This is a genomic window from Streptomyces sp. NPDC017936 (assembly GCF_044328485.1).
Taxonomy (GTDB): Bacteria; Actinomycetota; Actinomycetes; order Streptomycetales; family Streptomycetaceae; genus Streptomyces.
This window is the reverse complement of record NZ_JBIRHK010000010.1, coordinates 184803-209732: the sequence shown is the minus strand read 5'-3', so window position 1 is coordinate 209732 and position 24930 is coordinate 184803. Positions and strand designations below refer to the sequence as shown.

Sequence of the window (24930 nt, the reverse complement as noted above, 5' to 3'; positions counted from 1 at the left end):
CCACCAGGGGTTGAGCGAAATGTAACCGGGGCGTGAAGTGGTGCAGTTGGCCGTGGCCCGGTCACGGCCCCGGCCGCGGGCCGGTTCCGGCCCGGCAGACCCGGGCCCCGCGGCACGCCGCTCACCGGACCGGAGACACCGCCGTGGCCGGCCCCGGGACCGCTCCGGTCGGTACCGGGGCCGTTCCGGTCGGTCCCGGGGCCGTTCTGGTCGGTCCTGGGTTCGTTCTGGTCGGTCCTGGGTTCGTTCCGGTCGGTCCCGGGGCCGTTCTGGTCGGTCCTGGGTTCGTTCCGGTCGGTCCCGGGGCCGTCCCGCCCGCCGCGGGTCCGTTCCGGCCGCCGCAGGTCCGCCCGAGCCGCCACATCGGCGTGCGGGCGTCAGCGGTGTGGCGGGCGTCCGCCCGGTGTGCGTGACGCCCGGCGGGGGAGGGGAGTCACCGGTGTGGCGGGCGTCCGTCCGGCGTGCGGGGCGTCCCGGCGGGAGGGACGTCGACGGCGGGACGGGGGCGGCCCGGTGGCGCCGGCGGTGGGACGCCCGCCGGCCCGGTGGCGCCGGCGGCGGACGGGCGCCGGCCCGGTGTGCGGGCCGTCAGTCCTGCTTCGGCGCCGCCTGCTGGACCACCTCGAAGGACCACAGCGTCGCGTCCGTCGCGGCGGGCCTCGGCCGCTCGCCGCCGCCCTCGGCGGACCCGCCGCCGCCGTGCGCCGCCTGGCCCCGCCCGGACATCCAGTTCTGGAAGTCCTCCTCGGTCCGCCAGCGCGTGTAGACGAGGTACTGGTCGGTGCCCTCCACCGGGCGCAGCAGCTCGAACCACTCGAACCCGCCCGAGCCCTCGACCGCGCCCGCCCGGGAGGCGAACCGCTTCTCCAGCGTCTCGCGCTGCTCCTCGGGAACCGTGAGTACGTTGATCTTGACGATGCTCATGGCCCCATTGTCCTGCAAGCGTCCCGTCCGGCAGGTGTCCCGCGGGACTCGTGATGTCGGTGCCGGAGCCGGAGCCGACGCCTGCCACGGCGGGGAAGCACGCTTCTCGCGTCCATCCATGTGAACAGAAATCAAGGACGCGTCTATTGACGTGTACAGGCTAGCCCGGCAAAGCTTCGCGAGAAAGCGCTTTCTCCAACAGACGACCCGCACCGTCCTGGAGAGGAAGATCCCACGATGCGTCTGAGATCCGTCATCGCGTCCGCCGGCCTGGTGGCAGGCGCGCTCGCCGCGCTGTCCGGCCCGACCGCGCAGGCCGCCACCACCCGCTACGAGGCCGAGACCTCCCCCGCGGTGTGCCAGGGCACCGTCGACTCCGACTGGGCGGGCTACTCCGGCAGCGGCTTCTGCAACGGCACCAACGCGTCCGGCGCCTACGCCCAGTTCACCGTGAACGCGGCCACCGCCGGCACGGCGACGCTCAATGTCCGCTTCGCCAACGGCACCACCACCGCCCGCCCTGCCTCCCTCGTGGTCAACGGCTCCACCGTGCAGACCCCGTCCTTCGAGGGCACCGGCGCCTGGTCGACCTGGGTCACCAAGACCTTGACGGTCACGCTGAACGCGGGCAGCAACACCGTCCGGCTCAGCCCGACCACCTCCGCGGGCCTCGCCAACCTCGACTACCTCGAGGCGGTGACCACCGACGGCACCCCGCCCGCGAGCGGCGCGCTGTACGTGGCGCCGAACGGCACCGACGGCGCGGCCGGCACCCAGTCCGCGCCCACCACCCTCACCTCGGCGATCAGCCGGATCGGCGCCGGCGGCACGATCTACCTGCGCGGCGGGACGTACGCGTACGCGTCCACGGTCACGATCCCGCAGACCAACAACGGCACCGCCGCCGCCCGCACCACCCTGGCCGCCTACCCGGGCGAGACCCCGGTGCTGAACTTCGCGGCCCAGAGCGAGAGTTCCTCCAACCGCGGGCTCCAGCTGTTCGGCTCGTACTGGCACGTCAAGGGCATCGTCGTGGAGCGCGCCGGCGACAACGGCATCTACGTCGGCGGCAGCGACAACATCATCGAGCGCACGGTGACCCGCCACAACCGCGACACCGGCCTCCAGCTCGGCCGGATCGCCTCCTCCACCCCGAGCAGCGACTGGCCGTCGGACAACCTGATCCTGAGCGCCGAGTCGCACGACAACGCCGACTCCGACGGCGAGGACGCCGACGGGTTCGCCGCGAAGCTCACCACCGGCACCGGGAACGTCTTCCGCTACGCCGTGTCCCACCACAACATCGACGACGGCTGGGACCTCTACACCAAGACGGACACGGGCGCGATCGGCCCGGTGACCATCGAGGACTCCCTCGCCTACGACAACGGCACCCTCAGCGACGGCTCCCAGGCCGGCAACGGCGACCGCAACGGCTACAAGCTCGGCGGCGACGACATCGCGGTCGACCACGTGGTGCGGCGCAGCATCGCCTTCCACAACGGCAAGCACGGGTTCACCTGGAACAGCAACCCGGGCACGATGACGGTGTCGAACAACCTGAGCATCGACAACACCGAGCGCAACTTCACCTTCGACGGCGGCACGTCGGTCTTCCGCAACAACACCTCCTGCCGCAGCGGCAGCGGCACCAACGACCGGATCATCGGCAACTCCGACAGCTCGAACCAGTTCTGGTCCGGCTCGAACGGGTCCCGCTGCTCCTCGTACAGCGGCGCCCTGGGCTGGTCGTTCGCCTCGGACGGCAAGCTCGTCGTGACCCTCGGCGGCAAGCAGGTCACCCTCTAGCGGGGCACACGCCCCGGCCGACGCTCCGGCCCCGCACCCCGTCCTCCGGGGTGCGGGGCCGGCGCCGTGCGGGAGGGCCCACCGCGACCTGGGGCCGATACGCGGTCGTCCCCGGGGCGGACCGGCGGGCCGCCGCGTACTGCGTTCCGAGTAGCGGGGATTGTCGGCAGGCGCACGACGACAGGGCGGGGCCGCGCCGGGGAGCCTGGACGGACCGTCGCACCAGATGTGGAGACCCCCTGCCGTGGCTGCTTTTCTTTACCGAGTGGGCCGTCTGGCCTTCCGGCGACGCTGGTACGTCGCCCTGGTCTGGGCGGCCGTCCTGGCCGCCGTCGGGCTGGGCGCCCTGAAGGCCCCGGGGGCCTCCGACGAGGAGTTCGGCATGCCGGGCATCGAGTCCCAGAGGGCGTTCGACCTGATGGAGGAGCGCTTCCCCGGCGCCACGGCCGACGGCGCGACCGCGCGGGTCGTGTTCGTCGCGCCCGGCGGCGAGAAGGTGACCGCGGCCGGGAACCGGCGGGCCGTCGAGAAGGCCGTGGCCGAGCTCGCCGACGGCACCCAGGTGGCGAGCGCCGCCGACCCGTTCCGGGCGCGCGCCGTCAGCGAGGACGGGACGACGGCGTACGCGACCGTCACCTACGAGGTGGGGGCGGCCGACCTCACCGACGCCAGCAGGGACCAGCTCGAGCGGGCCGTCGACGGGGCCCGGGACGCCGGACTGACCGTCGAGACCGGCGGCGACGCGACGGACGGCGGCGCCGGGGCCGGCGGCCCCGCCGAGGTGATCGGCATCGCCGTCGCCGCCGTCGTCCTGCTGATCACCTTCGGTTCCCTGGCCGCGGCCGGACTGCCCCTGCTCACCGCGGTCATCGGCGTCGGCGTCAGCATGGCCACGATCCTCGCCCTGTCCGACGCCCTCGGCCTGTCCGCCACGACCGGCACCCTGGCGATGATGCTGGGCCTCGCCGTCGGCATCGACTACGCCCTGTTCGTCGTCTCCCGCTACCGCGAGGAGCGCACCGGGGGCCGCACCCCGCGGGAGGCGGTCGGGCTGGCGGTGGGCACCGCCGGATCGGCGGTCGTCTTCGCCGGGCTCACCGTGGTCATCGCGCTCGCCGGACTCTCGGTGGTCGGCATCCCGATGCTCACCCGGATGGGTCTGGCCGCGGCGGGCGCCGTCGTCGTCGCCGTCCTCGTCGCGCTGACGCTGGTCCCGGCGTTCCTCGGCTTCTGGCCGGAGGCCGTGCTGCCGCGGCGGGCCCGCAGGAGCGGCCGCGCCGGGGAGAGCACCGAGAACAACATGGGCACCCGCTGGGCCCGGTTCGTGCTGCGCCGCCCCCTGCCCGTGCTGCTCCTCGGCGTCGTCGGCCTCGGCGCCCTCGCCGTGCCGGTGACCGGCCTCCAGCTGGGCATGCCCGGCGACGAGGCCAAGCCGGTCTCCAGCACCGAGCGCCGGGCCTACGACGCGCTCGCCGAAGGCTTCGGGCCGGGCTTCAACGGGCCGCTGACCGTCGTCGTGGACGCCCGGGGCGCCGACGACGCGCAGGGCGCCACGGAGACGGTCTCCCGGCGGATCGCCGCCACCGAGGGCGTCGTGTCCGTCTCCCCGGCCCGGTTCAACGAGGCCGGCGACACCGCCGTCTTCCAGGTCGTGCCGGCCACCGCGCCGACCGACGGGAAGACCGAGGAGCTGGTGGGGACCATCCGCGGCGAGCGGCCCGGGACCGAGTCCGCGACCGGGGCGACCTTCGAGGTCACCGGCACCACCGCCGTGAACATCGACATCTCCGGCAAGGTGCAGGACGCGCTGGTGCCGTACCTGGTCGTCGTGGTCGGCCTGGCGATCGTGCTGCTGCTGGTGGTCTTCCGGTCCCTGCTCGTCCCGCTCAAGGCGGCGCTCGGCTTCCTGCTGTCGGTGCTGGCGTCCCTCGGCGCGGTCGTCGTGGTCTTCCAGCAGGGCCACGGCGCCGGGGTCCTGGGCGTGGAGCAGACCGGCCCGATCATGAGCCTGATGCCGATCTTCCTGGTGGGCATCGTCTTCGGACTCGCGATGGACTACGAGGTCTTCCTCGTCTCCCGGATGCGGGAGGCGTACGTCCACGGCGAGCGGCCCGGCCGGGCGGTCACCTCAGGCTTCCGGCACAGCGCCCGGGTCGTGGTCGCCGCCGCCCTCATCATGATCGCCGTCTTCGCCGGGTTCGTCGGCGAGAGCGAATCCATGATCAAGATGATCGGTTTCGGCCTGGCCACCGCCGTCCTGCTCGACGCGTTCGTCGTCCGGATGGCGATCGTGCCCGCCGTGCTCGCCCTGCTCGGCGACAAGGCCTGGTGGCTGCCGGCGTGGCTGGACCGGATCCTGCCCCGCGTCGACGTCGAGGGCGAGGCGCTCACCCGCCGCTCCGGCCCGGACACCGCCCCGGCCGGGGCGGCCGGACTGGAGACGGCGCGCACCTGACCCCCCCCACCGGGGCCGTCCGTGGCGAAGGACACGGGCGGCCCCGCTCGCCGTCCGCACGCGGGGGAGTCCACGATGGTGCCAGCAACCGACCGGAGACCCAGATGAGCATCACCCAGGAGCGGCGCTACGCGGACCGCCTCGAGGAGTTCTCGGCCCGCCACCCCTTCGTCGTCGACCTGGTGCTGGTGCTGTCGCTGGCGGGCTGCGCGACGCTCGGCAGGTCGCTCACCATGCCCGGCGCGGCCCCGCCCGGCTCGGACGGGGCCGCCACCGCGCTCATGGGCGTGTCCTGCCTCGCCCTGCTGAAGCACCGCACCCACCCGCGCACCGCCGTCACCGTGACCGCGCTCTGCACGGTGGCGGCGGTCGCCCTGGGCTACCTGCTCACCCCGCTCCTGCTGGCGCCCGTCATGGGGGCGCTGTACTGGCTGGCCGCCCTCACCGACGGCAGGACCACCCGCGTCTACGGCGTCACCACCCTGGTGGCGGTGACGCTCGCGGCGGTGTTCGCCGACTCCATGGACCACCTGTCGCTGCTGCTCAGGACGATCGGCCCGGTCTTCTGGCTGATGCTGCCCCTCGCGGCCGGCAAGACGACCCAGCTGCGCCGCGCCTACCTGGCCGCGGTGCAGGCCCGCGCCGAACACGCCGAACGCACCCGTGAGGAGGAGGCGCGGCTGCGGGTCACCGAGGAGCGGATGCGCATCGCCCGCGAGCTGCACGACGTCGTCGCCCACCACCTGGCCCTGGCGAACGCCCAGGCCGGCACCGCCGCCCACCTCGCGCGCACCCGTCCCGCGCAGACGCAGAGGATCCTCGACGACCTGACCGGCACCACCTCCTCGGCGCTGCGCGAGCTCAAGGCCACCGTCGGCGTGCTGCGCCGGCCGAACGACCCGGACGGCGAGTCCCTGGAACCGTCCCCCGGGCTCGACCGCCTGCCCGAGCTGGTCTCGGCGTGCGCGTCGGCGGGGCTCACGGTCACGGTCACCACCGAGGGGGAGCCGCGGCCCCTCTCCCCGGGCGTGGACCTGACGGCCTTCCGGATCGTGCAGGAGGCCCTCACCAACGTCACCAAGCACTCCGCCGCCCGGGCGGCGCACATCCGCCTCGCCTACGCCGGAGGACGGCTGACGCTCACCGTCACCGACGACGGAACGGCGGCCGGCGCGGTCCCGTCCGCCGAGCGGGGCCGTGGCTTCGGCCTGATGGGCATGCGGGAACGCGCCCAGTCCGTCGGCGGCGACCTCCGCGCCGGCCACCGCCCCGAGGGCGGCTTCGAGGTCTCCACGGCGCTCCCCCTGCACCCGCACGTCCCGGAAGAAGCACGCACCCCATGACGATCCGTGTCCTGCTCGCCGACGACCAGGCCCTGCTGCGGGCCACGTTCCGGATCCTGATCGACTCCTGCGAGGACATGGAGGTGGTCGGCGAGGCCTCCGACGGCGCGGAGGCGCTGGACCTCAGCCGCGCCCACCGCCCCGACATCGTCCTCATGGACATCCGGATGCCCGGCACGGACGGCCTCGCCGCCACCTCGGCCATCTGCGCCGACCCGGAGCTGGCCGCCACCCGCGTGCTGATCCTGACCACCTTCGAGACCGAGGACTACGTCGCGCAGGCGCTGCGTGCCGGCGCCAGCGGCTTCCTCGGCAAGGACGTCACCGCCGACACGCTGCTGGCGGGCCTGCGCACGGTGGCCTCCGGCGAGGCGCTCCTGTCGCCCGCCGCCACCCGCACCCTCATCACCCGTTTCCTCGCGTCCCCCGCTCCCGGCGCCCGGCCGGCGCCGCCGGAACGCCTGGCCGAGCTCACCGGCCGGGAGCGCGAGGTGATGGCGCTGGCGGCACAGGGCCGGTCGAACACCGAGATCGCCGAGGTCCTCGTGCTCAGCCCGCTGACCGTGCGCACCCACATCCACCGGGCCATGACCAAGCTGGACGTCCGCGACCGCGCCCAGCTGGTCGTCGTCGCCTACCAGACGGGCCTGGTCCAGGCCGGCCCGCCGGCCCCCTGAGCCGGGAGCCCCGCTCCCGGGCCGGGGTCCGCGTCCTCAGCTCCGCGACGCGGTGATGTCGACCATCCAGGGGACGCCGAACCGGTCCGTGCACATGCCGAACACGTCGCCCCACATCTGCTTCTCGAGCGGCACGGTCACCGTGCCGCCGGCCGACAGCTTCTCCCAGTAGCCGCGCAGCTCGGCTTCGTCGTCGCCGCTCAGGCTCACGGAGAAGCCGTCGCCGGTGCCGGGCTCCGTGTCGGACGGGCTGTCGGAGCCCATCAGGGTGAAGCCGCCCGGGGTCTCCAGCATGCCGTGCATGATCCTGTCGGCCACCGGGCTGTCCGGCTGTCCGAAATCGCCGTAGGTGTTGAGCTTCAGGTCGCCGCCGAAGACGTCCCGGTAGAACTCCATCGCCTGCCGGGCGTCGCCGCCGAAGTGGAGGTACGGGTTGAGGCGCGAAGCCATGGAAAACTCCTGAAGGTGGAGGGAAGGGTGGGCTGGGCGGAGGTCAGCGCGCGGCGCCGGACTCCGCGAGCGTGTGCGCGACGAGCGCGTTGGCGTGGCCGTGCCCCAGCCCGTGTTCGGTCTTGAGCCAGTTCACGAGGTCCATGTGCCGGGTCAGGGGCGAGGAGCGGATGAGTTCCTTCCACTCCGCGACCGGGCGGCCGTACTTCTTCTCGATGGAGGGGAAGTAGCTCGCGGGGCCCTTCGCGGTGGCGGTCATGTCAGGTCGTCCCGTCTGTCCTGGTGGACGTGGTGGCGTCGGCCGTCGCGGGCCGTCTCGCTCTGATGACCGGCGGGCGGGCGCGATCTCATCTGCCGTCAGAAGTGATCTGCGTCACACGGCTGTGCTCCGGTCGGATCACCACCCGGTGAGCAGCAGGTGGTTGAGGAGCAGCGCCAGGGCCGCCTGGGCGGCCAGCCAGGCGCGGGGGCGGGTGAGGAAGGCGCAGGCCGGGAGCAGCCACAGGGCGAAGGGGAGCCAGATGCGTTCCGTCTCGGCCTTGCTCATCCCGGACAGGTCGGCGACGAGGAGGGCGAGGAGGGCGGCGGTCACGAGGACGGCGGTGGCGGCCTCCCCGGCCGGGCGGTGCCGCCGCCCCCCGGCGTCCGGGCGGAGCAGCAGCACCGCGCCCGTCCGCCGCAGCCCCGCCGCCGTGGCGAATCCCGTGATCAGCACCGTGCACGCGAGGTTCGCCCACACCCAGTAGCCGTACGGGCGGACGCCGCCCGCGCCCTGGTGGTAGCGCGTGACCAGCAGCCGGTACGCCTCCCACCAGTCGAACCCGGCGAGGGTGAACGCCGTCGGCACGACCGCCAGCCCGGCGAGCAGCCACACGAGCGGCGCGGGGCGTTCCCGGACGCGCCGGCGGCGCAGCAGCAGCACGGCCGCGCCGAGGAACGCCAGCAGCGTCAGCCCGTAGGAGAGGTAGCAGGCCAGACCGAAGAGCAGCCCGGAGCCGGCCGCCCACGCCGCCGGCCGGCCGGTGACCGCGAGGGCCAGCAGCGCCACGGCCCAGGCGGCGACGGCGGCGAAGTACGCGTCGGCCGACGTGCCCATCCACACGGCGGCCGGGGCCAGCACCAGGAACGGCGCCGCCCGCCGGGCGAGCCGCTCGCCGGCCAGCGCCCGCAGCGCGACCAGCACGGCCACGCCCGCCGTCGCGCCGACGACGACGCACCACGTCCCGGCCCAGCCGCCGCCCCGCAGGCCGAGCCGGTCGAGCAGGACGAAGGTGAGGGTGGCCGCCGGCGGATGGCCCGCGACGTGGGCGGGCCAGTTGTCGGGGGAGCCGATCAGGATGTGGTGTGCGAAGTCGTGCAGCGCGGCCGGGACGTCGGGGAAGCGGTCGACGGCCCGGAGGTACTCGTGGGGCGTGGTGAGCCGGCCCGCGACGCCCCGCTGCCAGCCGTCGACCAGGGCGAGGGAGAGGACCCAGGCCGTGCTGGTCCCCCAGACCGCCGCGAGCAGGGCCCGCCAGGGCAGACGGGCGGCGAGGGCGGGCCCGTGGATCGCCACGGCCGCCGCCACGAGCAGCGCGGCCGGCGTGCCGGGACCGGCGTGGGGGTGCCAGGTCGCCAGCAACGGGGGCCAGTTCACCCGCAGTGTGTGGTGGGCGTGCTGGATGCGGTGGCCGACCAGGACGGCCGCAGTGACGAGCAGGGCGGCGGCCAGGACGGCGTACGGATCGCGCGGGGCGGGGCGGGTCACAGCGGCACGCTAGGCCGCCGGACGGCGGACGGGACGGCGCACACGACGGACGTCAGCGTTTCGTCATGGGTCACGGCCCCCTCCGGGGCGTGGTCCCGGCCTACCGTCGGCACATGCCCGCCCTCGACTCCCCACGGCTCCCCACCTCGCCCGGCTTCTGGCGCAGCCCCCTGCGCGGCCCCTGGTTCACCTCGGTGCTCGGCCTCGTCCTGCTCGTCGGCGTCACCGTGCTCTTCGTGACGGGTCTCCTCTCGTACGCCGCGTACAACCCGGACCTGTCCCCGGTGAACGACAAGACCCCGGACAAGGGGATCCTCGGCTTCTACCTCTTCGCGTGGCCGACCCGTCCGTACTGGCTGTACCGGCTCACCCAGGGGGTGCACGTCACCCTCGGCATCACCCTCGTCCCGGTGCTGCTGGCCAAGCTGTGGTCGGTGGTGCCCCGGCTGTTCGCGCTGCCCCCGGCCCGCTCGCTCGCCCACGCGCTGGAGCGGATCTCCCTGCTGCTCCTGGTCGGCGGCGTGCTCTTCGAGTTCGTGACGGGCGTGCTCAACATCCAGCTCGACTACGTCTTCCCCGGCTCGTTCTACCCGCTGCACTTCTACGGCGCGTGGGTGTTCGTCTCCGCGTTCGTGGTGCATGTGGCCCTGAGGGCGCCGATGGCCGTGCGGACGGTCCGGCGGAGGCGGTCCGAGGGTGAGTCCGGCACCTCGGGCGGCCCGTCCGGCGCCCCCGGCGGTCCCGGTGCCTCCGGTGCGTCCGACGCGTCCGGCGCCCCCTCGGTGCTCCCGGCGCCGGACGTCCTGGTCTCTCCTGCCCCCGATCCGCCCACCGTCTCCCGGCGCGGGGCGCTGTGGCTGGTCGGCGGCGGGTCGCTGCTGCTGTTCGCCACCAGCGCCGGCCGCGGCTTCGACGGGCCGCTGCGGGAGACCGCCCTGCTCGCGCCGCACGGAGGACCCGATCCGGGCAGCGGCCCGAACGGCTTCCAGATCAACAAGACGGCCGCCTACGCGGGCATCACCCCCGCGGTGACCGGCGAGGACGCGTGGCGGCTCGTGCTCACCGGCCGCACCGGAACCGTCCGCCTCAGCCGCGCCCGGCTGCTGGGGCTGCCCCTGCGCAGCTCGGCGCTGCCCATCGCCTGCGTCGAGGGCTGGTCCACCTCGGACCAGTGGTGGCGGGGGGTCCCGCTCCGGGACCTCGCGGCGCTCGTCGGTCACGACGACGACCCGCCGGACCTGCTCGTCGAGTCCCTCCAGCAGCACGGCGCCTTCCGCCGCGCGGCCCTGCGCGCCAACCAGGTCGCCGACCCGCGCTCCCTGCTCGCCCTGTACGTCAACGGCGAGGACCTGTCCCCCGACCACGGATACCCGGCGCGGGTCATCGTGCCCGCCGCGCCCGGTGTGCTCAACACCAAGTGGGTGGCCCGGATGACGTTCGGGGACCTGTGATGCGCCGTGCGCGATGGCGGACCGCGGTCGGCAGCCCCCCGCAACTCCTCCTGCTGGTCTGTTCGTTCGCGCTCGCCGCCTACGCCGGCGTACGGCTGCTCGCCGACGACCCGGTCGGTGTGGCGCTGTGGTTCGTGGGGGCGGCGCTGCTGCACGACCTGGTGCTGCTGCCGCTGTACGCGGCGGCCGACCGGGCGGTCGCGCGGGGACTCGGCGCGGCCGGACACCGCCGGTGGGTCCCGTACGCGCGCGTGCCGGCGGTGCTCTCCGGCCTGCTGCTGCTCGTGTGGTTCCCGCTGATCAGCGGCCGGGTGGAGCGGCGTTACCGGTGGGGTGCGGGGCTCTCGACGGACGGGTTCCTCGCCCGCTGGCTGCTGATCACGGCCGCCCTCTTCGGCGTCTCGGCAGCGCTGCTGGTGCTGCGGCTGCGGAGGGCGACGAAGCGGCGGCCGCCCGCCGTCCACTGATCGGCGGCCCGCCAGCCCGCGCGGCGCGCGTGCCCCAGCAGGGCCGGTGTGCCGAGCCGCGCCCAGGGGAACGGGCGGCTCCCCGCCCGCGCGTCGGTGACGCCGACGACCTGCACCTGTGCGCGTTCGTCGACGTCCACCGGCGCGGTCTCGGCGATCAGCAGGCCACCGGGGGCGAGGAGCGCGGCGACGCGGTCCAGCAGGGCGCGGGGCTCGCCGCCGATGCCGACGTTGCCGTCCATGAGCAGGACGGTGCCCCAGCGGCTCTCGCCGGGCAGCGGGTCGAAGACGGAGCGCCGCAGCGCCTGCCCGCCGACCCGCACGGCACGGGCGACGGCGGCCTCGCTGACGTCGATGCCGAGGACGGTACGGCCCCGGGCGGCGAGTTCCGCGACCAGCCGGCCGGGCCCGCAGCCCACGTCCAGCACGGCGCCCTCGCACCGGTCCAGCACCGCCCGGTCGGTCGCGTCGGCCCGCGCGCACCAGCGCTCCACGTCCAGCGGCAGCAGCCAGCCGTCGCTGCGGCGCAGGAACAGCGGACCGCGGCCGGCCCGCAGGGCGGCGGCGTAGGGGTCGCAGAGCGCCCAGGGGGACGGGACCGCCGTGCTCACCGGCCCGCCGCCGCGGTGAACCGGGCCAGCCGCGCGGCGAACCGGCCGTGCGGGGCCAGCGCGGCGACGGCCGCCGCGTCCGGGGCGGTGTCGACGTCGCGCAGGCGCGGCAGGTCCCGCACCCGCAGCCCGGCCGCGACGAGCCGGCCCCGCTGGACGGCGCCCGTCGCCGGTGTCGACATGGGCACGCCCCGCAGCAGACCGGGGTCGGGCTCGGCCAGCCCCAGGGCCCAGAAGCCGCCGTCCTCGGCCGGCCCGAAGTACGCGTCGCAGCCGGCGAAGTCCACCGTGAGCAGCTCCGGCGTCACCTGCGGGGTGTCCATGCCGATGAGCAGGGCGGGCCCGGCGCAGTGGGCGAAGGCGTCCGCGAGCCGTGCGTCGAGCCCGCCCGCGCACTGCGGCACGACGTCGAAGCCGGGCGGCAGCCAGGGGCCCGGCGCCCCGTCGAGCACCAGCACCCGGCGGCCGGCCGGGGCCGCGGACACGGCGAGCAGGGTGTCCGTGAGGGCGGCCTCGGCGAGGGCCGCCGCCTCCCGCGGGGTGAACGGCGGGGTGAGCCGGGTCTTGACCCGGCCGGGCAGCGGCTCCTTGGCGATGACGAGGAGCGTGGTCACCGGGCGGTTCCCCCTTCCTGCGCGGCGGCCTCGTTCAGGACGCGGCTCATGTCCCGCACCGCCTGCCACGTGCCGCGCCAGGTGCCCGTCACCTTCGAGGCGCCGGTGCGGGGCAGGTACGGCACGTCGTGCTCGGTGATCCGCCAGCCCGCGTCGGCGGCGCGCACGACCATCTGCAGGGGGTAGCCGCTGCGCCGGTCGGTCAGGCCGAGGGCGAGCAGCGGCTCACGGCGGGCGGCGCGCAGCGGGCCGAGGTCGTGCAGGCGCAGCCCGGTGCGGCGGCGCAGCAGCCGGGCGAGCGCGAGGTTCCCGGCCCGGGCGTGCGCGGGCCAGGCGTGCCGGCCGATCGGCCGTCTGCGGCCGAGCACCAGATCGGCGGTTCCGGCGCGGACCTCGCGCACGAACGGCACGAGCAGCGCGGGGTCCAGGGAGGCGTCGCAGTCGCAGAAGCAGACGACGTCGGCGGTGGCCGCGCCCAGCCCGGCGTGACAGGCGGCGCCGAACCCCCGGCGCGGCTCGCGGACGACGGTCGCGCCCAGCGCACGGGCGATCCCCGCCGAACCGTCGGTGGAGCCGTTGTCCACGACGAGCGCACGCCAGCCGGGCGGGATCCGGTCCAGGACCCAGGGGAGTGCCTCGGCCTCGTTCAGGCAGGGGAGGACGACGTCGACGTCCCGCGGTGTGGTGGTCACGGCTCTCACCCTACGAACGCGAACCGGACATACCGGTCTTCCGCTCCTTACGAAACGCGGACGTCCGGACGCCCGTGGCGCTCGCCGGCGGCGCGGGCCCAGGGAGCGGTGCGAGGCTGGACGCATGCAGCAGCCGTACGACACCCGGCCCGCGCGCACGGGGCCGGCCCGGGTCCTGGTCGTCGACGACGACCCCACCGTCGCCGAGGTCGTCGCCGGATACCTGGACCGGGCCGGGTACGTCGTCGACCGGGCCGACGACGGCCCCTCGGCCCTCACCCGGGCCGCCGAGCACCGCCCGGACCTGGTCGTGCTGGACCTGATGCTGCCGGGCATGGACGGTCTGGAGGTGTGCCGCCGGATGCGCGGCCACGGTCCCGTGCCGGTCATCATGCTGACCGCCCGGGGCGACGAGGACGACCGCATCCTCGGCCTGGAGGTGGGCGCCGACGACTACGTCACCAAGCCGTTCAGCCCCCGTGAACTCGTCCTGCGCGTGGAGTCGGTGCTGCGCCGCACCCGGCCCGCCGCCACGGCGCACCCGCTGGGCGCGGCCGGCCTGACCGTCGACCCCGCCGCCCGCCGGGCCACCAAGAACGGGACCGAACTCTCCCTCACCCTCCGCGAGTTCGACCTCCTCGCCTTCTTCCTGCGGCACCCGGGGCGGGCGTACGGTCGCGAGGACCTGATGCGCGAGGTGTGGGGCTGGGACTTCGGCGACCTGTCCACCGTCACCGTCCACGTCCGCCGGCTGCGCGGCAAGGTCGAGGACGACCCGGCCCGGCCCCGTCTGATCCGGACGGTGTGGGGCGTGGGCTACCGCTTCGATCCCCGGGGACAGGAGGCGGACTGACCGTGCGGGACACCTTGCTCATCGCCCTGTACGCCGGCGCCGGCGCCGGCGCCACCGGTCTCGCGGGCGCGGGCGCGCTGCGCCTGGTCCGGCGCCGCTCGCTCACCGCGTCGCTCGCCGTGGTCGCGGCGGTCGGGGTGGTCGCGATGCTGGCGGGCACGCTCGCCGTCGCGTGGGCCATGTTCCTGTCACCGCACGACCTGACCGTCGTCACGACCGTCGTCGCCATGGCGGCGGTCGTCTCCCTGGCCGCCGCGCTGCTGCTCGGCCGCCGGGTCGTCGCCCGCAGCCGGGAACTCGCCGTCGCGGCCCGCTCGTTCGGCGACGGCGGCGACTTCGCCGTGCCCGACGGTCCCGCGACGGCCGAACTGGCCGCGCTCAGCCGGGAACTGGCCGCCACCAGCGCCCGGCTCGCCGCCTCCCGCGAGCGGGAACGCGCCCTGGAGACCTCCCGGCGCGAACTCGTCGCGTGGATCTCGCACGACCTGCGCACGCCCCTGGCCGGCTTGCGCGCCATGTCCGAGGCGCTGGAGGACGGGGTCGCCGCCGACCCCGAGCGCTATCTGCGGCAGATCCGCACCGAGGTCGAACGCCTCAACGACATGGTCGGCGACCTCTTCGAACTCTCCCGCATCCATGCCGGCACGCTCCCCCTCGCTCCCACCCGGATCTCCCTGTACGACCTGATCGGTGACGCCCTCGCGGGCGCGGACCCGCTCGCCCGCGCGCACGGCGTCCGGCTGGTCGGCGGCCGGGTGGAGGCGGTCCCGGTGGAGGTCGACGGCAGGGAGATGAGCCGGGTCCTGGGCAATCTGCTGGTCAACGCGATCCGCCGCACCCCGGCCGACGGCACGGTGGCGGTCGCCGCCACGCGCTCGCCCGAAGGGGTCGTGGTCTCCGTGACGGACGGCTGCGGCGGCATCCCCGAGGAGGACCTGCCCCGCGTCTTCGACACGGGCTGGCGCGGCAGCCACGCCCGGACGCCCCCGGCGGGCGCGGGCCTGGGCCTCGCCATCGTGCGCGGGATCGTGGAGGCCCACCAGGGGCGGGCCTCCGTGCGCAACATCCCCGGCGGCTGCCGTTTCGAGGTGGTGCTGCCCGCCGCGGCTTCATGAACGCGGGCAGCGCCACCGGTCCACAGGGTCCTACGCGCCGCGCATGCCGGCCCGCGCGAACTCCGCCATGCCCTCCTCGAACCCGACCCGCGGCCGCCAGCCCAGCGCGGTCCGCAGCCGGGACGAGTCCGCCGTGATGTGCCGTACGTCCCCCAGCCGGTACCCGCCCGTGACGACGGGCTCCGGGCCGCCGTACGCGGCGGCCAGGGCGCGGGCCATCTCCCCGACGGTGTGCGGCTCGCCGCTGCCGGTGTTGTAGGCCGTGAGCAGTCCCGGGGGCGCGCCGGCCTCCAGCGCGGACGCGTTCGCGGCGGCCACGTCCCGCACGTGGACGAAGTCCCGCCGCTGCCGCCCGTCCTCGAAGACCCGGGGGGCCTCGCCGCGGGCGAGGGCGGAGCGGAAGAAGGAGGCGACGCCGGCGTACGGGGTGTCGCGGGGCATCCGGGGCCCGTACACGTTGTGGTAGCGCAGCGACACCGCCGAGCCGCCCGTCGACCGGGCCCAGGCGGCGGCCAGGTGCTCCTGGGCCAGCTTGGTCGTGGCGTACACGTTGCGCGGGTCCACCGGGGCGTCCTCGGCGACCAGCCCCGGGACGAGGTCCTCCCCGCACACCGGGCACGCGGGCTCGAACCGGCCGGCGTCCAGGTCGGCGGGCGTGCGCGGGCCGGGCCGTACGACCCCGTGCCGCGGGCACTCGTACCGCCCCTCCCCGTAGACGACCATCGACCCGGCGAGCACCAGGTGCCGCACGCCCCGCTCGGCCATGGCGGCGAGCAGGACGGCCGTGCCCAGGTCGTTGCGCGACACGTACTCCGCCGCGTCGGCGACCCCGTCGCCGAGGCCGACCATCGCCGCCTGGTGGCAGACGGCGTCGACGCCGGCCAGCGCGCGGCCGACCGCCACCGGGTCGCGCACGTCGGCGCCCGGGTCCACGCCGACGTCGTACACGAGCGCCTCGTGCCCGCGCGCCCGCAGCGCCTCCACGACATGGGACCCGATGAACCCGGCACCGCCGGTGACCAGTACCCGCATGCGGGCCACGCTAGGGCCGTGAGCGCGCCGTGCCCGGCGACCCGCCCGGCACGTCACCGGTCCGTAAGCAGGGAAGCGCGCCGGGCGCGGTCAGTGGTGGGCGTGCACGACGGCGTGGCCCTTGCCGCGGCCGATCATCCACTTGTTGACCGGCGTGGTGATCAGGAAGGCGACGGCGAACCCGCCGAGCAGGGCCGACCAGAACAGCCCGTCGGAGAGGGTGGCGTCCATCGCACCCGGGGTCACGGCGATGATCGCGTTGTCGACGAGCTCCATCACCGCGATCGAGACGGTGTCGGCGGCCAGCGCCACCTTGACCGCGGACCTGAGGCTCAGGCCGGCCCGGCGCACCGCGAACAGGGTGAACGAGTAGCCGAAGAGGAACGCCAGCGCGATCGCCAGGATCATGGTGGGCGCGTTGCCCCACGCCAGGGCGGTGCCCACGACCATGCCGAGGATCTCGCCGAGGGCGCAGCCGGTGAGGCAGTGGAGCGTCGCCTTGGCCGCCATCGGCCAGGACGCTCCCGTGGCGGAGGCGTGGCCGTGGGCGTCGTGGCCGGGGTGGCCCTCATGGCCGGGGTGGCCGGCGTGTCCGGCGTGGTCGTGCGTGGTGCCGGTGTGATGAGCGCTGTGGTCCATGGCTCGCATCCCCATTCCCGTCCAGTGTGACCCGTGGTGGGGTCCTCACGCACTGCACAATATACCCCCGGGGGGTATGAGGGAAGTGGTCGTGCGGGAGGCGCGGACCTCGGGGTCCCCGCAGGGGCGGAGCGCGCGTCCTCGGGGCCGGCGGAGCGGGGCGCACCTGCGCCGACGCGCTCGTCCGACGGTCGCCCGGCGGCCGGCCGGCGGCTGTCGGCCCGGCCGGTCCGGTCGAGGCGGCGCGCTGGGCGGAGGTCGATGGGGTCCACCGGGCGGGGTACCCGCCGGGGGTATCCGGTGTAGTTGCGCGGGCGGAGCCGGCCGCTGCCGGACGGCGGTCGGCGCCGACGCCGCTTCGGTCGAGTCCGGGATGCGTGACCAGGTGCGCGCGCCTACCGTCGACGGTGCGTACCGGTGAGGTAACGGTGCGTGGGTGTCGTCTGAGCGTGTCCGTCCCGGTACGGGAGGCCGGTCGGGTGCGACGCCGGCCTGCCAGGCCGCCGTCCAGCGCTCGCCCCGGCCCCGTGTGCCGCTTCGGGGTGCCGCCGGGCCCGCCGCCTTTCGGCCCGTCCACGCGGCCGGCACATGCCGCGCCCCACGGGCCGCCACGTCAAGCCCGCTCCATCGGCAGGTGAGGAGACCGGCATGGGCCGCTCTGAAAGCGCTCGCGGTGTGAACACCGGCAGGCAGCTGCGAGGTTCGGGAGGGTCGCGCCTTCAGCGAGGCGAGAAGACCGGGCCCCGTGACGGCGGACCGTACCCGGGGGCGGACGACGCCGGACTCGACGCGCCCGCCTTCCGCACCGTCGACGCGACGCAGACCCCGGCCCCCGAACCGGCCGGCCCGGTCGATCCACCGCCCTCCCGGCACGGGCCGCAGCCGCCCGACCACCCGGTCCGGTCCGCCCGGGCCGCGGGCATACCGGTCGCCGAGCCCGGTGCGCCCGGCTGGACGACACCGACCCCCGGCGCGCGGCCCCCCGCGAACGGGAGGCGGGCGCGGCTGGCGCGGATCGACCTGTGGTCCGTGGCGACGACCAGCGCCCTGGTGTCGCTCGGGCTGGGCCTGTGCGTGGTCGTGGCCCTGACCACCATGTGGGTCGTGGACGACCTGATGAGTTCGACGCCCGAGGCGGGCCCCTCACCCCTCTGGGCGATGATCCTCATCAGCGTCACGGTGATGGTGGAGGTGGTGCTGGGCACGGCGCTGGTGACCCTCACCGCCTTCTTCTACAACCTGGCGGCCCAGCACACCGGAGGGATCCAGCTGACGCTGGACCACCCGGTCACCACCCCGGGCCGGCTGCGGATCAAGGCCTTCCTGGACAGCGGACGCCTGCGCCCCCGTCTCCCCGCGCGGCGCGGCACCCGCCTCGGCCCGGCGGCCTCCGACCACGTCGGCGCACGCCACGTCCCGCTCGATCCGGTGCGGGCGGACGTCCCCCGGTGACCGCCCGGGGTCAGAGGCCGAACTCCTGGGCGGACAGTCCGAGCACCGAGCACGCCTCGCGCAGGACCTGCTCCTCGGCCGGCGCGACGAATCCGTCCGCGCCCGCCACGACGAAGCCGGTCTGCACGACCGCCCGGGCCTCCGTCGGCTTCTTCGCGGTCTTGGCGATCTCCTGGAGAGCCTCGGCCTTGCCCTGCTGGAAGTCGAACGCGAGCTGGTCGACGTGCTTGTTGAAGCGCTGCCGCAGCTGCTCGGGCGGGAAGTTCTGCAGGACGTCGTTGTGCAGGATCAGGGACTCCACGTGCTGCCGCTCGGCGGGGTCGACGTGTCCGTCGGCGGCGGCGACCAGGGCGCACATCGCCATGCTGGCGTCCCGGTAGGCGCCGCTCTTCAGCTCCGTCTTGAGGGAGGTGAGCTGGGACTTGAGGGTGCTCACCAGCTGGGCGCGGGACACCCCCGAGGACCGCGAACCCGGCCGCCCGTGCCCGCCGGCGCCCCGGGCTCCCTGCGCCTGCTGCTGCAGACCCTTGGCCTGGTCCTTGATCCGATCCCACATCGCCATCCGTGCCACCTCGGCTTCAGCGTCGTTCCGGTCGTCCGCACGCGTCGCGCACGTCCCCCTGTCAACGCCCGCGGACTCCCGTGAAGTTCCGGCACCCGCCCGCGCCCCTGACGGCAGGGGACACGGCCGCACCCCGCTCCGGACGACAGGCCCTAGCTGCCCGGCGCGCGGAAGGCGACCTGCCGGCGGGCGGCCTCGTCGATCTCGTCGGGGGTGAGGAGGGGGGTGGCCCGGGTCCGGAGGGCGCCGCTGGCCTTGACGGTGAGGCTGACCGCGGCCATGGAGACCGGGTCGGGGAAGTCCAGGAGGAGGACGATGTCGTCCTCCCCGAAGGCGAAGTACATGGCCTCGACCGTGCCGCCGAGGTCGCCGACGACCTGTTCGACGGCGGCGCGGCGGCCACTCGCGCCCTCCCTGAGCAGGCCCTTGGTGCCCTCGGGCGTGTAGCTCGCCTGGATGAGGAACTTCGGCATCGGGACCCTTCCTGAGCCTCGCACGTCCGGTACGCAGAGGGCCTTCCCGCTGTCCCGCCGGCCGCCATCCACCGCGCGGCCGGATTCACCTGTTCGCACGGCGGCCCGGCCCCCGGCCCGGAGGCGCGCCCCTCCGCTCCGCCCGCACGCGCGCCCCTGCGCTCCGCCCGGGCGCGACCGGCACGCGCGGACGATAATCGGGGCATGGGCCGTCGCATCGCCGACGTGAGCGCCCCCGCCCGGCTGGCCGGACCGGGCGAGGGACTGGGGCAGGACGAGCTGGCCCTGGCCGCCCGGAACCACGCCCTGCCGCTGGAGGCCATGCGCCACGACGTCACCCCGCCCGGCCTGCACTACGTCCTGACGCACTACGACATCCCCTACGTGCCGGACGCGGCCGCCTGGCGGCTGACGGTGGGCGGGCACGTGCGGCGCCCGCTCGGCCTGTCGCCGGCGCGGCTGCGCGCCTACCCCGCGGTCACCACGCGCGTGACCCTGGAGTGCGCGGGCAACGGCAGGGCCCTGCTGACGCCCAGGCCGGTGAGCCAGCCCTGGCTGGTCGGAGCCGTCGGCACCGCGGACTGGACGGGGGTGCCGCTGCGCGTGCTCCTCGACGAGGCGGGGGTGCGGGCCGGCGCGGTCGACGTCGTGTTCACCGGGGCGGACCACGGCGTGGAGCGCGGTGTCGAGCAGGACTACCAGCGGAGCCTTCCGCTCTCCACCGCCACCGGCGACGACCCCGAGGTGCTGGTGGCCTACGCGATGAACGGCGCGCCCCTGCCGCCCCAGCACGGCAGCCCGTTGCGCCTGGTGGTGCCCGGCTGGTACGGGATGGCCCAGGTGAAGTGGCTGCGCGCCGTCACCGTCCTCGACGGGCCGTTCACCGGCTTCCAGCAGTCCGTGGCCTACCGGATCAGGAAGGCGCCCGGGGACACGGGGGAACCGGTCACCCGCATCGCCCCCCGGGCGCTCCTGATCCCGCCCGGCTTCCCGGACTTCATGTCCCGGACCCGGGTGGTCGCGCCCGGCACGGTCGCCCTGGAGGGGCGGGCCTGGTCGGGGAGCGCCCCGGTGACGGCGGTGGAGGTCAGCACGGACGCCGGCGCGACGTGGCGGCCGGCCGAGCTGGAACCCGACCACGGACACCGGTGGGCCTGGCGCCGGTGGTCCGGCGTGTGGTCGGCGGTCCCCGGCCACCACGTCCTGAGCGCCCGCGCCCACGACGCGGCGGGACACACCCAGCCCTCCGAACAGCCCTGGAACCTGGGCGGATTCGCCAACAACCTCGTGCAGCGGGTCCCGGTGTTCTGCTCCGGGACGGCATGACGGCTTTCCGCACCGGGACGGCGTGACCGCCTTCCGCGCCGGGACGGTGTGCCGCGTGCCGCGCCGGGACGGCGTGACCGCCCGGACGCGTCCCCGCCCGTGAGGTGACGAACTCCCCACGCCGTCGCGCGAGTTCGCCGCGGAGCGCCGGCCGGGCGCGGCCCCGTCCAGGTCCGGCGCCGAGCCCCCTCCGATCGCCTGACCGCCCGCCGCCGGCCGCGCCGGGCGGCGGCCGCGGGAACCCCGGACGCCTGTTCTACATCAAGGAAGGGGAAGGGCACGGGCGTTCGGGCGACATGGGGGCCACACGATGGACAGGCGGATCAGGGGAGCGGCGCTGGCCTGCGCCCTTCTCGCGACGGGGTGGGCGACGGGCTGCACGGCCGAGCCCGCGCCGGACTCCCGTGCCGCCGCTCCGTCCCGTTCCGCGTCGCCCACACCGTCCTCCGGCGCCGAGGCGGACCCGCGGGCGGCTGTCGAGGCCGCCTACCGCAAGTGGGGCCTCGAACCGCTGGCCGCCCCGCCGGCCCCGCCGGCCGTCAAGCCGGTGGACCTGCGGGCGGACGGGGGCCGGGTCCCGGTGATCAGCGAGATACCCACCGAGGAGAAGATCGTCTTCCTCACGTTCGACGACGGGGCGGAGAAGGACCCGGAGTTCGTGACGATGATGCGCGAGCTGAGGATCCCGTTCACGATGTTCCTGACGGACTCCGCCGTGAAGTCCGACTACGGCTACTTCGAGCGGCTCCAGGCCCTCGGCAACGGCGTCCAGAACCACACGCTGACCCATCCGAACCTCCGCACCCTGGGCGCGTCCGCCCAGAAGGAGGAGATCTGCGGCCAGCAGAGCACGCTGAAGGACCGGTACGGCACCACCCCGCGGCTGTTCCGCCCGCCCTACGGCAACTGGAACGAGGACACCCGAGCCGCCGCGGCGTCCTGCGGCGTCGAGGCGATCGTCCTGTGGCGCGAGTCCATGCAGATCAAGAACATGCAGTACCAGTCGCCCGGCAAGAAGCTCCGGCCGGGCGACATCGTCCTCGCCCACTTCCGCGGGCCCTCCGAGCTCAAGGGCGCGACGATGACCGAGATGACGGCGAACCTGCTGCGCCGCATCCAGGAGCAGGGCTTCACGGTCGCGCGCCTGGAGGACTACCTGTGACCGCGCGGAGGGACGCCCGTCCCCCGGCGGCCGCCGGAGGACGCGCGGGCTAGGATCCGGGCCATGGCACTGACCGTGCACGACGTCGACCGGTTCGAGGCGTCCAGATCCCGTCTGGAGGCCATCGCCTACCGTCTCCTCGGCTCCGCGAGCGAGGCGGAGGACGCCGTGCAGGAGACGTTCCTGCGCTGGCAGGCCGCCGACGTCGACCGCGTCGAGGTCCCCGAGGCCTGGCTGACGAAGGTCCTCACCAACCTGTGCCTCAACCAGCTCACCTCGGCCCGCGCGCGGCGCGAGACCTACGTGGGCCAGTGGCTCCCCGAGCCGCTGCTCGCCGGCGACCCGATGCTCGGCCCCGCCGACACCGCCGAACAGCGCGAGTCGGTCTCGTACGCGGTCCTCGCCCTCCTGGAGCGGCTGTCGCCCAACGAGCGGGCCGTGTACGTGCTGCGGGAGGCCTTCGACTACCCGCACCGGGAGATCGCCGCGATCCTCGGCCTGACCGAGGCCGCCAGCCAGCAGATCCTCCACCGCGCCAAGAAGCACGTCGCGGAGGGCAGGGCCCGCACCGAGATCGACGAGGCCGCCGCCCGGAGGATCATCGACGAGTTCCTCGCGGCCGCGACCAGCGGCAGGACGGAGCCGCTCGTGCGGCTGCTCACCCAGGACGCCGTCGCGATCGGCGACGGCGGCGGGAAGGTCCCGGCCCGCGCCAGGGCGTTCGAGGGCGCCCTCGCGGTCGCGACGTTCCTGCGCGGCCTGTTCAAGCCGAGCAAGGCCAAGCGCGACCTGGTCGGCGGCTCGCCCGAGGTGTACGCCACGACCGCCAACGGCGAGCCGGCCGTCGTGGCGGTCCTCGACGGCCGGGTCATCGGCGTCATGTGCCTGGAGATCACGCCCGAGGGCATCGCCGCGTTCCGCAACCAGGTCAACCCCGACAAGCTCGACCGCGCGACCCGGCGGTGGGCGGCCGCCGACCACGGCGCACCCCTGCTCGACGCCGCCTTCTGACCCGCGTGTGACGCGCCTCACGCCCTGTTGCTGTCAGCGATCGGCGGGCTGCCCGGTTCAAGGGGCGAACCCGCTGACGACAGGAGGCAGGAAATGCAGCACCGCATCATCGTCCTCGGAGCCGGATACACCGGGGCCGTCGCCGCCGGACGCCTCGCCAGGCGGCTGCGCCGCGACGACGTCGCCATCACCCTCGTCAACGCGGAGCCCGACTTCGTCGAGCGCGTCCGGATGCACCAGCTCGCGGTCGGCCAGGACCTCGAGCCCCGGCCCTTCCGCGAGATGTTCGCGGGCACGGGCGTCACCCTGAGGGTCGCGAAGGTCACCGGCGTGGACGTCGACCGCAGGACGGTCACCGTCACCGAAGCGGGCGGCGACGGGGAGCCGCGGACCGAGGAGCTGGCGTACGACACCCTCGTCTACGCCCTCGGCAGCGGCTGGGACGACCAGGGGGTCCCCGGCACCGCCGAGCACGCCCACGAGATCGCCGGCCGCCCGGGAGCGCTGCGGCTGCGGGAGCGTCTGGCCCGCCTGGAGGCCGGCCGGTCCGTGGTCGTGGTCGGCGGCGGCCTCACCGGCCTGGAGGCGGCGGCCGAGATCGCCGAGGCCCGCCCGGACCTCGACGTCGCCCTCACCGCCCGCGGCGGCCTGGGCGACTGGCTCTCCGCCAAGGGCCGCCGGCACCTGCGCGGGGTCTTCGGCAAGCTCGGCGTCACCGTGCACGAGCACGCCGCCGTCACCGCCGTCGGGGCCGACCACGTGACCACCGCCGACGGCACGAGGATCCCCGCCGCGGTCACCGTGTGGACCACCGGCTTCGCCGTCCATCCGATCGCGCGGGCCACCACCCTGGAGGTCACCGACCGGGGGCAGATCGTGGTCGACCGCACCATGCGCTCGGTCTCCCACCCGGACGTCTACGCCGTCGGCGACGCGGCCCTGGCGATGGGCCCCGGGGACAAGCCGCTGCGCATGTCGTGCGCGACGGGCACCCCCATGGCCTGGCAGGCCGCCGACGCCATCGCGGCCCGCCTGACCGGCGGAAAGCTCCCGAACGTGCCGCTGCGCTACTTCAACCAGTGCATCTCGCTGGGCCGCAGGGAAGGCCTCATCCAGTACGTCACCGCCGACGACCGCGCCGTCCGCGCGGCCCTGACCGGACGCCTCGCCGCCCTCTACAAGGAAGTGATCTGCAAGGGCGCCGCCTGGGGGGTGGCCAACCCCGTGCTCCTGCCGGCCCGCCGCCGCCCCGTGCTCCGGCAGCCGGTCCCCGCGCCCGCGGCGGCCGACGCGGCGGCCTGAACCGCCCGGCACGACGGGCGCCCCGACCCGGGGCGCCCGCCCGCGCGACGGCGCGGCGGTCCCCGCCCCGGCCGCGGCCGCGCTCGGCGCGGGCGATCCGGCGCCGGACGAGGGGACGTGGGCGTGAGCGGGACCGGCGGGTGCGTCGCGGTGATCGTCCATGCCGCTCACGATCGGCCCTCGGGGCGGGGCGGGTCCCCCCCCCCCGTGCGGCCGGCGGGCGGTGTCCTGCCCGTGACACGGGTGGGCACCGGCCCTCGGACCGGTGCCCACCCGCGTGTCGTACGTCCGTGCCGTCGGCTGTCAGCCGCCCACGTACCAGCTGAATCCGCCGTTGCTGGCGGCGACGGCCAGGAGCACGAGCCAGAGGACGACGTCGATGACGCCGAGGATGATGCCGGCCTTCGCCATTCCGGCGCCGTTCCCGGCCGCCGTCTGCCGGCGGGCGACGGCGCCGAAGACGATGGCCAAGGGGCCCAGGACGATGTTCAGGATGAACAGTCCGACGATGCCGCAGCAGAGGCTCGCGATCGCCATGCCGTTGGTGCGCGAGCCGGAGGACGCGGCAGAGGGGCTGCCGTAACTCGTCATTGGATACTCCCGGTTGTCGGTTGCACGGACCGAGCGGGCCGCACGCTCCTGCACTGGTGACTCGCTTCTCCGAATGCCCCTTCGAGGCGTTGCCATGTCAAGGGTGTCGGTGATAAAGCGTTTCCGGGACTTCCCGTATGTGCATTTCGACGGAACCGATCCGCACCGCTCC

24 protein-coding genes are annotated in these 24930 nt (G+C 75.0%); 12 read left to right on the top strand and 12 right to left on the bottom strand.

From position 1 onward, the window contains the following. Window positions 1-588 precede the first annotated feature (588 nt). Window positions 589-924, bottom strand: a complete 336-nt coding sequence (locus tag ACH4F6_RS22320; RefSeq protein WP_397962029.1) for an antibiotic biosynthesis monooxygenase family protein — start codon at window positions 922-924, stop codon at window positions 589-591. A 237-nt stretch (window positions 925-1161) separates the two neighbouring features. On the opposite strand from ACH4F6_RS22320, the gene ACH4F6_RS22315 reads away from it, so the two are divergent. From ACH4F6_RS22315 to ACH4F6_RS22300, 4 genes are all read left to right on the top strand, one after another. Further along, window positions 1162-2733 (top strand): carbohydrate-binding protein, encoded by a 1572-nt coding sequence (locus ACH4F6_RS22315; RefSeq protein WP_397962028.1) that lies wholly within the window; start codon window positions 1162-1164, stop codon window positions 2731-2733. A gap of 244 nt (window positions 2734-2977) precedes the next feature. Continuing rightward, window positions 2978-5188 (top strand): MMPL family transporter, encoded by a 2211-nt coding sequence (locus ACH4F6_RS22310; protein WP_397962027.1) that lies wholly within the window; start codon window positions 2978-2980, stop codon window positions 5186-5188. Between the two features lie 104 nt (window positions 5189-5292). Further along, entirely contained in the window at window positions 5293-6531 is a 1239-nt protein-coding gene (locus tag ACH4F6_RS22305; RefSeq protein ID WP_397962026.1) for a sensor histidine kinase, read from the top strand. Continuing rightward, window positions 6528-7208: a response regulator gene (locus ACH4F6_RS22300; RefSeq protein ID WP_397962025.1), complete on the top strand. Its 681-nt coding sequence runs from the start codon at window positions 6528-6530 to the stop codon at window positions 7206-7208. The genes ACH4F6_RS22305 and ACH4F6_RS22300 overlap by 4 nt, the downstream gene beginning before the upstream one ends. 36 nt (window positions 7209-7244) lie before the next feature. Here ACH4F6_RS22300 and ACH4F6_RS22295 read toward each other — a convergent pair whose 3' ends face one another. The 3 genes from ACH4F6_RS22295 to ACH4F6_RS22285 form a co-directional block, all read right to left on the bottom strand. Beyond that, entirely contained in the window at window positions 7245-7658 is a 414-nt protein-coding gene (locus tag ACH4F6_RS22295; RefSeq protein WP_397962024.1) for a VOC family protein, read from the bottom strand. 43 nt (window positions 7659-7701) lie between these two features. Continuing rightward, on the bottom strand, window positions 7702-7917 hold the full coding sequence (locus ACH4F6_RS22290) for a DUF4287 domain-containing protein (RefSeq protein WP_397962023.1): 216 nt from the start codon (window positions 7915-7917) through the stop codon (window positions 7702-7704). A 138-nt stretch (window positions 7918-8055) separates the two neighbouring features. Continuing rightward, window positions 8056-9405, bottom strand: coding sequence for a hypothetical protein (locus tag ACH4F6_RS22285; RefSeq protein WP_397962022.1), 1350 nt, complete (start codon window positions 9403-9405; stop codon window positions 8056-8058). Window positions 9406-9518: 113 nt separating this feature from the next. Here ACH4F6_RS22285 and ACH4F6_RS22280 point away from each other — a divergent pair, with 113 nt between their 5' ends. Next, a complete protein-coding gene (locus tag ACH4F6_RS22280; RefSeq protein WP_397962021.1) occupies window positions 9519-10856 on the top strand; it encodes a molybdopterin-dependent oxidoreductase in 1338 nt (445 codons plus the stop codon). A gap of 322 nt (window positions 10857-11178) precedes the next feature. On the opposite strand, the gene ACH4F6_RS22275 is transcribed toward ACH4F6_RS22280, so the two are convergent. Genes ACH4F6_RS22275 through ACH4F6_RS22265 form a run of 3 tightly spaced genes read right to left on the bottom strand, consistent with a single transcriptional unit; the run spans window position 11179 to window position 13249 of the window. After that, the gene (locus tag ACH4F6_RS22275; RefSeq protein WP_397962020.1) at window positions 11179-11934 is read right to left on the bottom strand and encodes a methyltransferase domain-containing protein; all 756 of its coding nucleotides are present in this window, start codon (window positions 11932-11934) and stop codon (window positions 11179-11181) included. Next, a complete protein-coding gene (locus tag ACH4F6_RS22270; RefSeq protein ID WP_397962019.1) occupies window positions 11931-12548 on the bottom strand; it encodes a DUF2064 domain-containing protein in 618 nt (205 codons plus the stop codon). Before ACH4F6_RS22270 ends, ACH4F6_RS22275 begins: the two co-directional genes overlap by 4 nt. Continuing rightward, window positions 12545-13249 carry a glycosyltransferase family 2 protein gene (locus tag ACH4F6_RS22265; protein WP_397962018.1) on the bottom strand — a complete coding sequence of 235 codons (705 nt, stop codon included), beginning with the start codon at window positions 13247-13249 and terminating at the stop codon, window positions 12545-12547. Before ACH4F6_RS22265 ends, ACH4F6_RS22270 begins: the two co-directional genes overlap by 4 nt. A 115-nt stretch (window positions 13250-13364) precedes the next feature. Here ACH4F6_RS22265 and ACH4F6_RS22260 point away from each other — a divergent pair, with 115 nt between their 5' ends. Both ACH4F6_RS22260 and ACH4F6_RS22255 read left to right on the top strand, forming a co-directional pair. Next, window positions 13365-14093: a response regulator transcription factor gene (locus tag ACH4F6_RS22260; RefSeq protein ID WP_397962017.1), complete on the top strand. Its 729-nt coding sequence runs from the start codon at window positions 13365-13367 to the stop codon at window positions 14091-14093. Window positions 14094-14095: 2 nt separating this feature from the next. Then, window positions 14096-15208, top strand: coding sequence for a sensor histidine kinase (locus ACH4F6_RS22255; RefSeq protein WP_397962016.1), 1113 nt, complete (start codon window positions 14096-14098; stop codon window positions 15206-15208). 30 nt (window positions 15209-15238) lie between these two features. Here ACH4F6_RS22255 and ACH4F6_RS22250 read toward each other — a convergent pair whose 3' ends face one another. Next, window positions 15239-16240, bottom strand: coding sequence for an NAD-dependent epimerase/dehydratase family protein (locus tag ACH4F6_RS22250; RefSeq protein ID WP_397962015.1), 1002 nt, complete (start codon window positions 16238-16240; stop codon window positions 15239-15241). Window positions 16241-16330: 90 nt separating this feature from the next. Further along, complete coding sequence (locus ACH4F6_RS22245) at window positions 16331-16879, bottom strand: DUF4396 domain-containing protein (protein WP_397962014.1); 549 nt, start codon at window positions 16877-16879, stop codon at window positions 16331-16333. Between the two features lie 648 nt (window positions 16880-17527). Between ACH4F6_RS22245 and ACH4F6_RS22240 the strand changes: the two genes are divergently transcribed. Next, entirely contained in the window at window positions 17528-18331 is an 804-nt protein-coding gene (locus tag ACH4F6_RS22240) for a DUF3566 domain-containing protein (protein ID WP_397962013.1), read from the top strand. A gap of 10 nt (window positions 18332-18341) precedes the next feature. Here the strand turns inward: ACH4F6_RS22240 and ACH4F6_RS22235 are convergent, their stop codons facing one another. Both ACH4F6_RS22235 and ACH4F6_RS22230 read right to left on the bottom strand, forming a co-directional pair. Continuing rightward, entirely contained in the window at window positions 18342-18893 is a 552-nt protein-coding gene (locus ACH4F6_RS22235; protein WP_397962012.1) for a tellurite resistance TerB family protein, read from the bottom strand. Between the two features lie 152 nt (window positions 18894-19045). Further along, window positions 19046-19366, bottom strand: a complete 321-nt coding sequence (locus ACH4F6_RS22230; protein WP_397962011.1) for a GYD domain-containing protein — start codon at window positions 19364-19366, stop codon at window positions 19046-19048. 204 nt (window positions 19367-19570) lie between these two features. Between ACH4F6_RS22230 and ACH4F6_RS22225 the strand changes: the two genes are divergently transcribed. The 4 genes from ACH4F6_RS22225 to ACH4F6_RS22210 all read left to right on the top strand — a co-directional run bounded on the left by ACH4F6_RS22225 (window position 19571) and on the right by ACH4F6_RS22210 (window position 24167). Beyond that, the gene (locus tag ACH4F6_RS22225; RefSeq protein ID WP_397962010.1) at window positions 19571-20692 is read left to right on the top strand and encodes a sulfite oxidase; all 1122 of its coding nucleotides are present in this window, start codon (window positions 19571-19573) and stop codon (window positions 20690-20692) included. 310 nt (window positions 20693-21002) lie between these two features. Continuing rightward, window positions 21003-21854 carry a polysaccharide deacetylase family protein gene (locus ACH4F6_RS22220; RefSeq protein WP_397962009.1) on the top strand — a complete coding sequence of 284 codons (852 nt, stop codon included), beginning with the start codon at window positions 21003-21005 and terminating at the stop codon, window positions 21852-21854. Between the two features lie 63 nt (window positions 21855-21917). Beyond that, a complete protein-coding gene (gene sigJ / locus ACH4F6_RS22215; RefSeq protein ID WP_397962008.1) occupies window positions 21918-22865 on the top strand; it encodes an RNA polymerase sigma factor SigJ in 948 nt (315 codons plus the stop codon). 93 nt (window positions 22866-22958) lie between these two features. After that, window positions 22959-24167 (top strand): NAD(P)/FAD-dependent oxidoreductase, encoded by a 1209-nt coding sequence (locus tag ACH4F6_RS22210; RefSeq protein WP_397962007.1) that lies wholly within the window; start codon window positions 22959-22961, stop codon window positions 24165-24167. 303 nt (window positions 24168-24470) lie between these two features. Here ACH4F6_RS22210 and ACH4F6_RS22205 read toward each other — a convergent pair whose 3' ends face one another. Beyond that, window positions 24471-24758, bottom strand: a complete 288-nt coding sequence (locus ACH4F6_RS22205; protein ID WP_397962006.1) for a DUF4190 domain-containing protein — start codon at window positions 24756-24758, stop codon at window positions 24471-24473. Between the last annotated feature and the right edge of the window lie 172 nt (window positions 24759-24930).

Excerpts from the sequence above, each read along its gene's own strand:
- ACH4F6_RS22260 (WP_397962017.1), top strand. The coding sequence starts at position 13,365 with ATGCAGCAGCCGTACGACACCCGGCCCGCGCGCACGGGGCCGGCCCGG.
- ACH4F6_RS22240 (WP_397962013.1), top strand. The coding sequence starts at position 17,528 with ATGGGCCGCTCTGAAAGCGCTCGCGGTGTGAACACCGGCAGGCAGCTG.
- ACH4F6_RS22220 (WP_397962009.1), top strand. The coding sequence starts at position 21,003 with ATGGACAGGCGGATCAGGGGAGCGGCGCTGGCCTGCGCCCTTCTCGCG.
- ACH4F6_RS22305 (WP_397962026.1), top strand. The coding sequence starts at position 5,293 with ATGAGCATCACCCAGGAGCGGCGCTACGCGGACCGCCTCGAGGAGTTC.
- ACH4F6_RS22300 (WP_397962025.1), top strand. The coding sequence starts at position 6,528 with ATGACGATCCGTGTCCTGCTCGCCGACGACCAGGCCCTGCTGCGGGCC.
- ACH4F6_RS22250 (WP_397962015.1), bottom strand. The coding sequence starts at position 16,240 with ATGCGGGTACTGGTCACCGGCGGTGCCGGGTTCATCGGGTCCCATGTC.
- ACH4F6_RS22235 (WP_397962012.1), bottom strand. The coding sequence starts at position 18,893 with ATGGCGATGTGGGATCGGATCAAGGACCAGGCCAAGGGTCTGCAGCAG.
- ACH4F6_RS22205 (WP_397962006.1), bottom strand. The coding sequence starts at position 24,758 with ATGACGAGTTACGGCAGCCCCTCTGCCGCGTCCTCCGGCTCGCGCACC.
- ACH4F6_RS22230 (WP_397962011.1), bottom strand. The coding sequence starts at position 19,366 with ATGCCGAAGTTCCTCATCCAGGCGAGCTACACGCCCGAGGGCACCAAG.
- ACH4F6_RS22245 (WP_397962014.1), bottom strand. The coding sequence starts at position 16,879 with ATGGACCACAGCGCTCATCACACCGGCACCACGCACGACCACGCCGGA.
- ACH4F6_RS22290 (WP_397962023.1), bottom strand. The coding sequence starts at position 7,917 with ATGACCGCCACCGCGAAGGGCCCCGCGAGCTACTTCCCCTCCATCGAG.
- sigJ (WP_397962008.1), top strand. The coding sequence starts at position 21,918 with ATGGCACTGACCGTGCACGACGTCGACCGGTTCGAGGCGTCCAGATCC.
- ACH4F6_RS22295 (WP_397962024.1), bottom strand. The coding sequence starts at position 7,658 with ATGGCTTCGCGCCTCAACCCGTACCTCCACTTCGGCGGCGACGCCCGG.
- ACH4F6_RS22315 (WP_397962028.1), top strand. The coding sequence starts at position 1,162 with ATGCGTCTGAGATCCGTCATCGCGTCCGCCGGCCTGGTGGCAGGCGCG.
- ACH4F6_RS22280 (WP_397962021.1), top strand. The coding sequence starts at position 9,519 with ATGCCCGCCCTCGACTCCCCACGGCTCCCCACCTCGCCCGGCTTCTGG.
- ACH4F6_RS22225 (WP_397962010.1), top strand. The coding sequence starts at position 19,571 with ATGGGCCGTCGCATCGCCGACGTGAGCGCCCCCGCCCGGCTGGCCGGA.
- ACH4F6_RS22320 (WP_397962029.1), bottom strand. The coding sequence starts at position 924 with ATGAGCATCGTCAAGATCAACGTACTCACGGTTCCCGAGGAGCAGCGC.
- ACH4F6_RS22210 (WP_397962007.1), top strand. The coding sequence starts at position 22,959 with ATGCAGCACCGCATCATCGTCCTCGGAGCCGGATACACCGGGGCCGTC.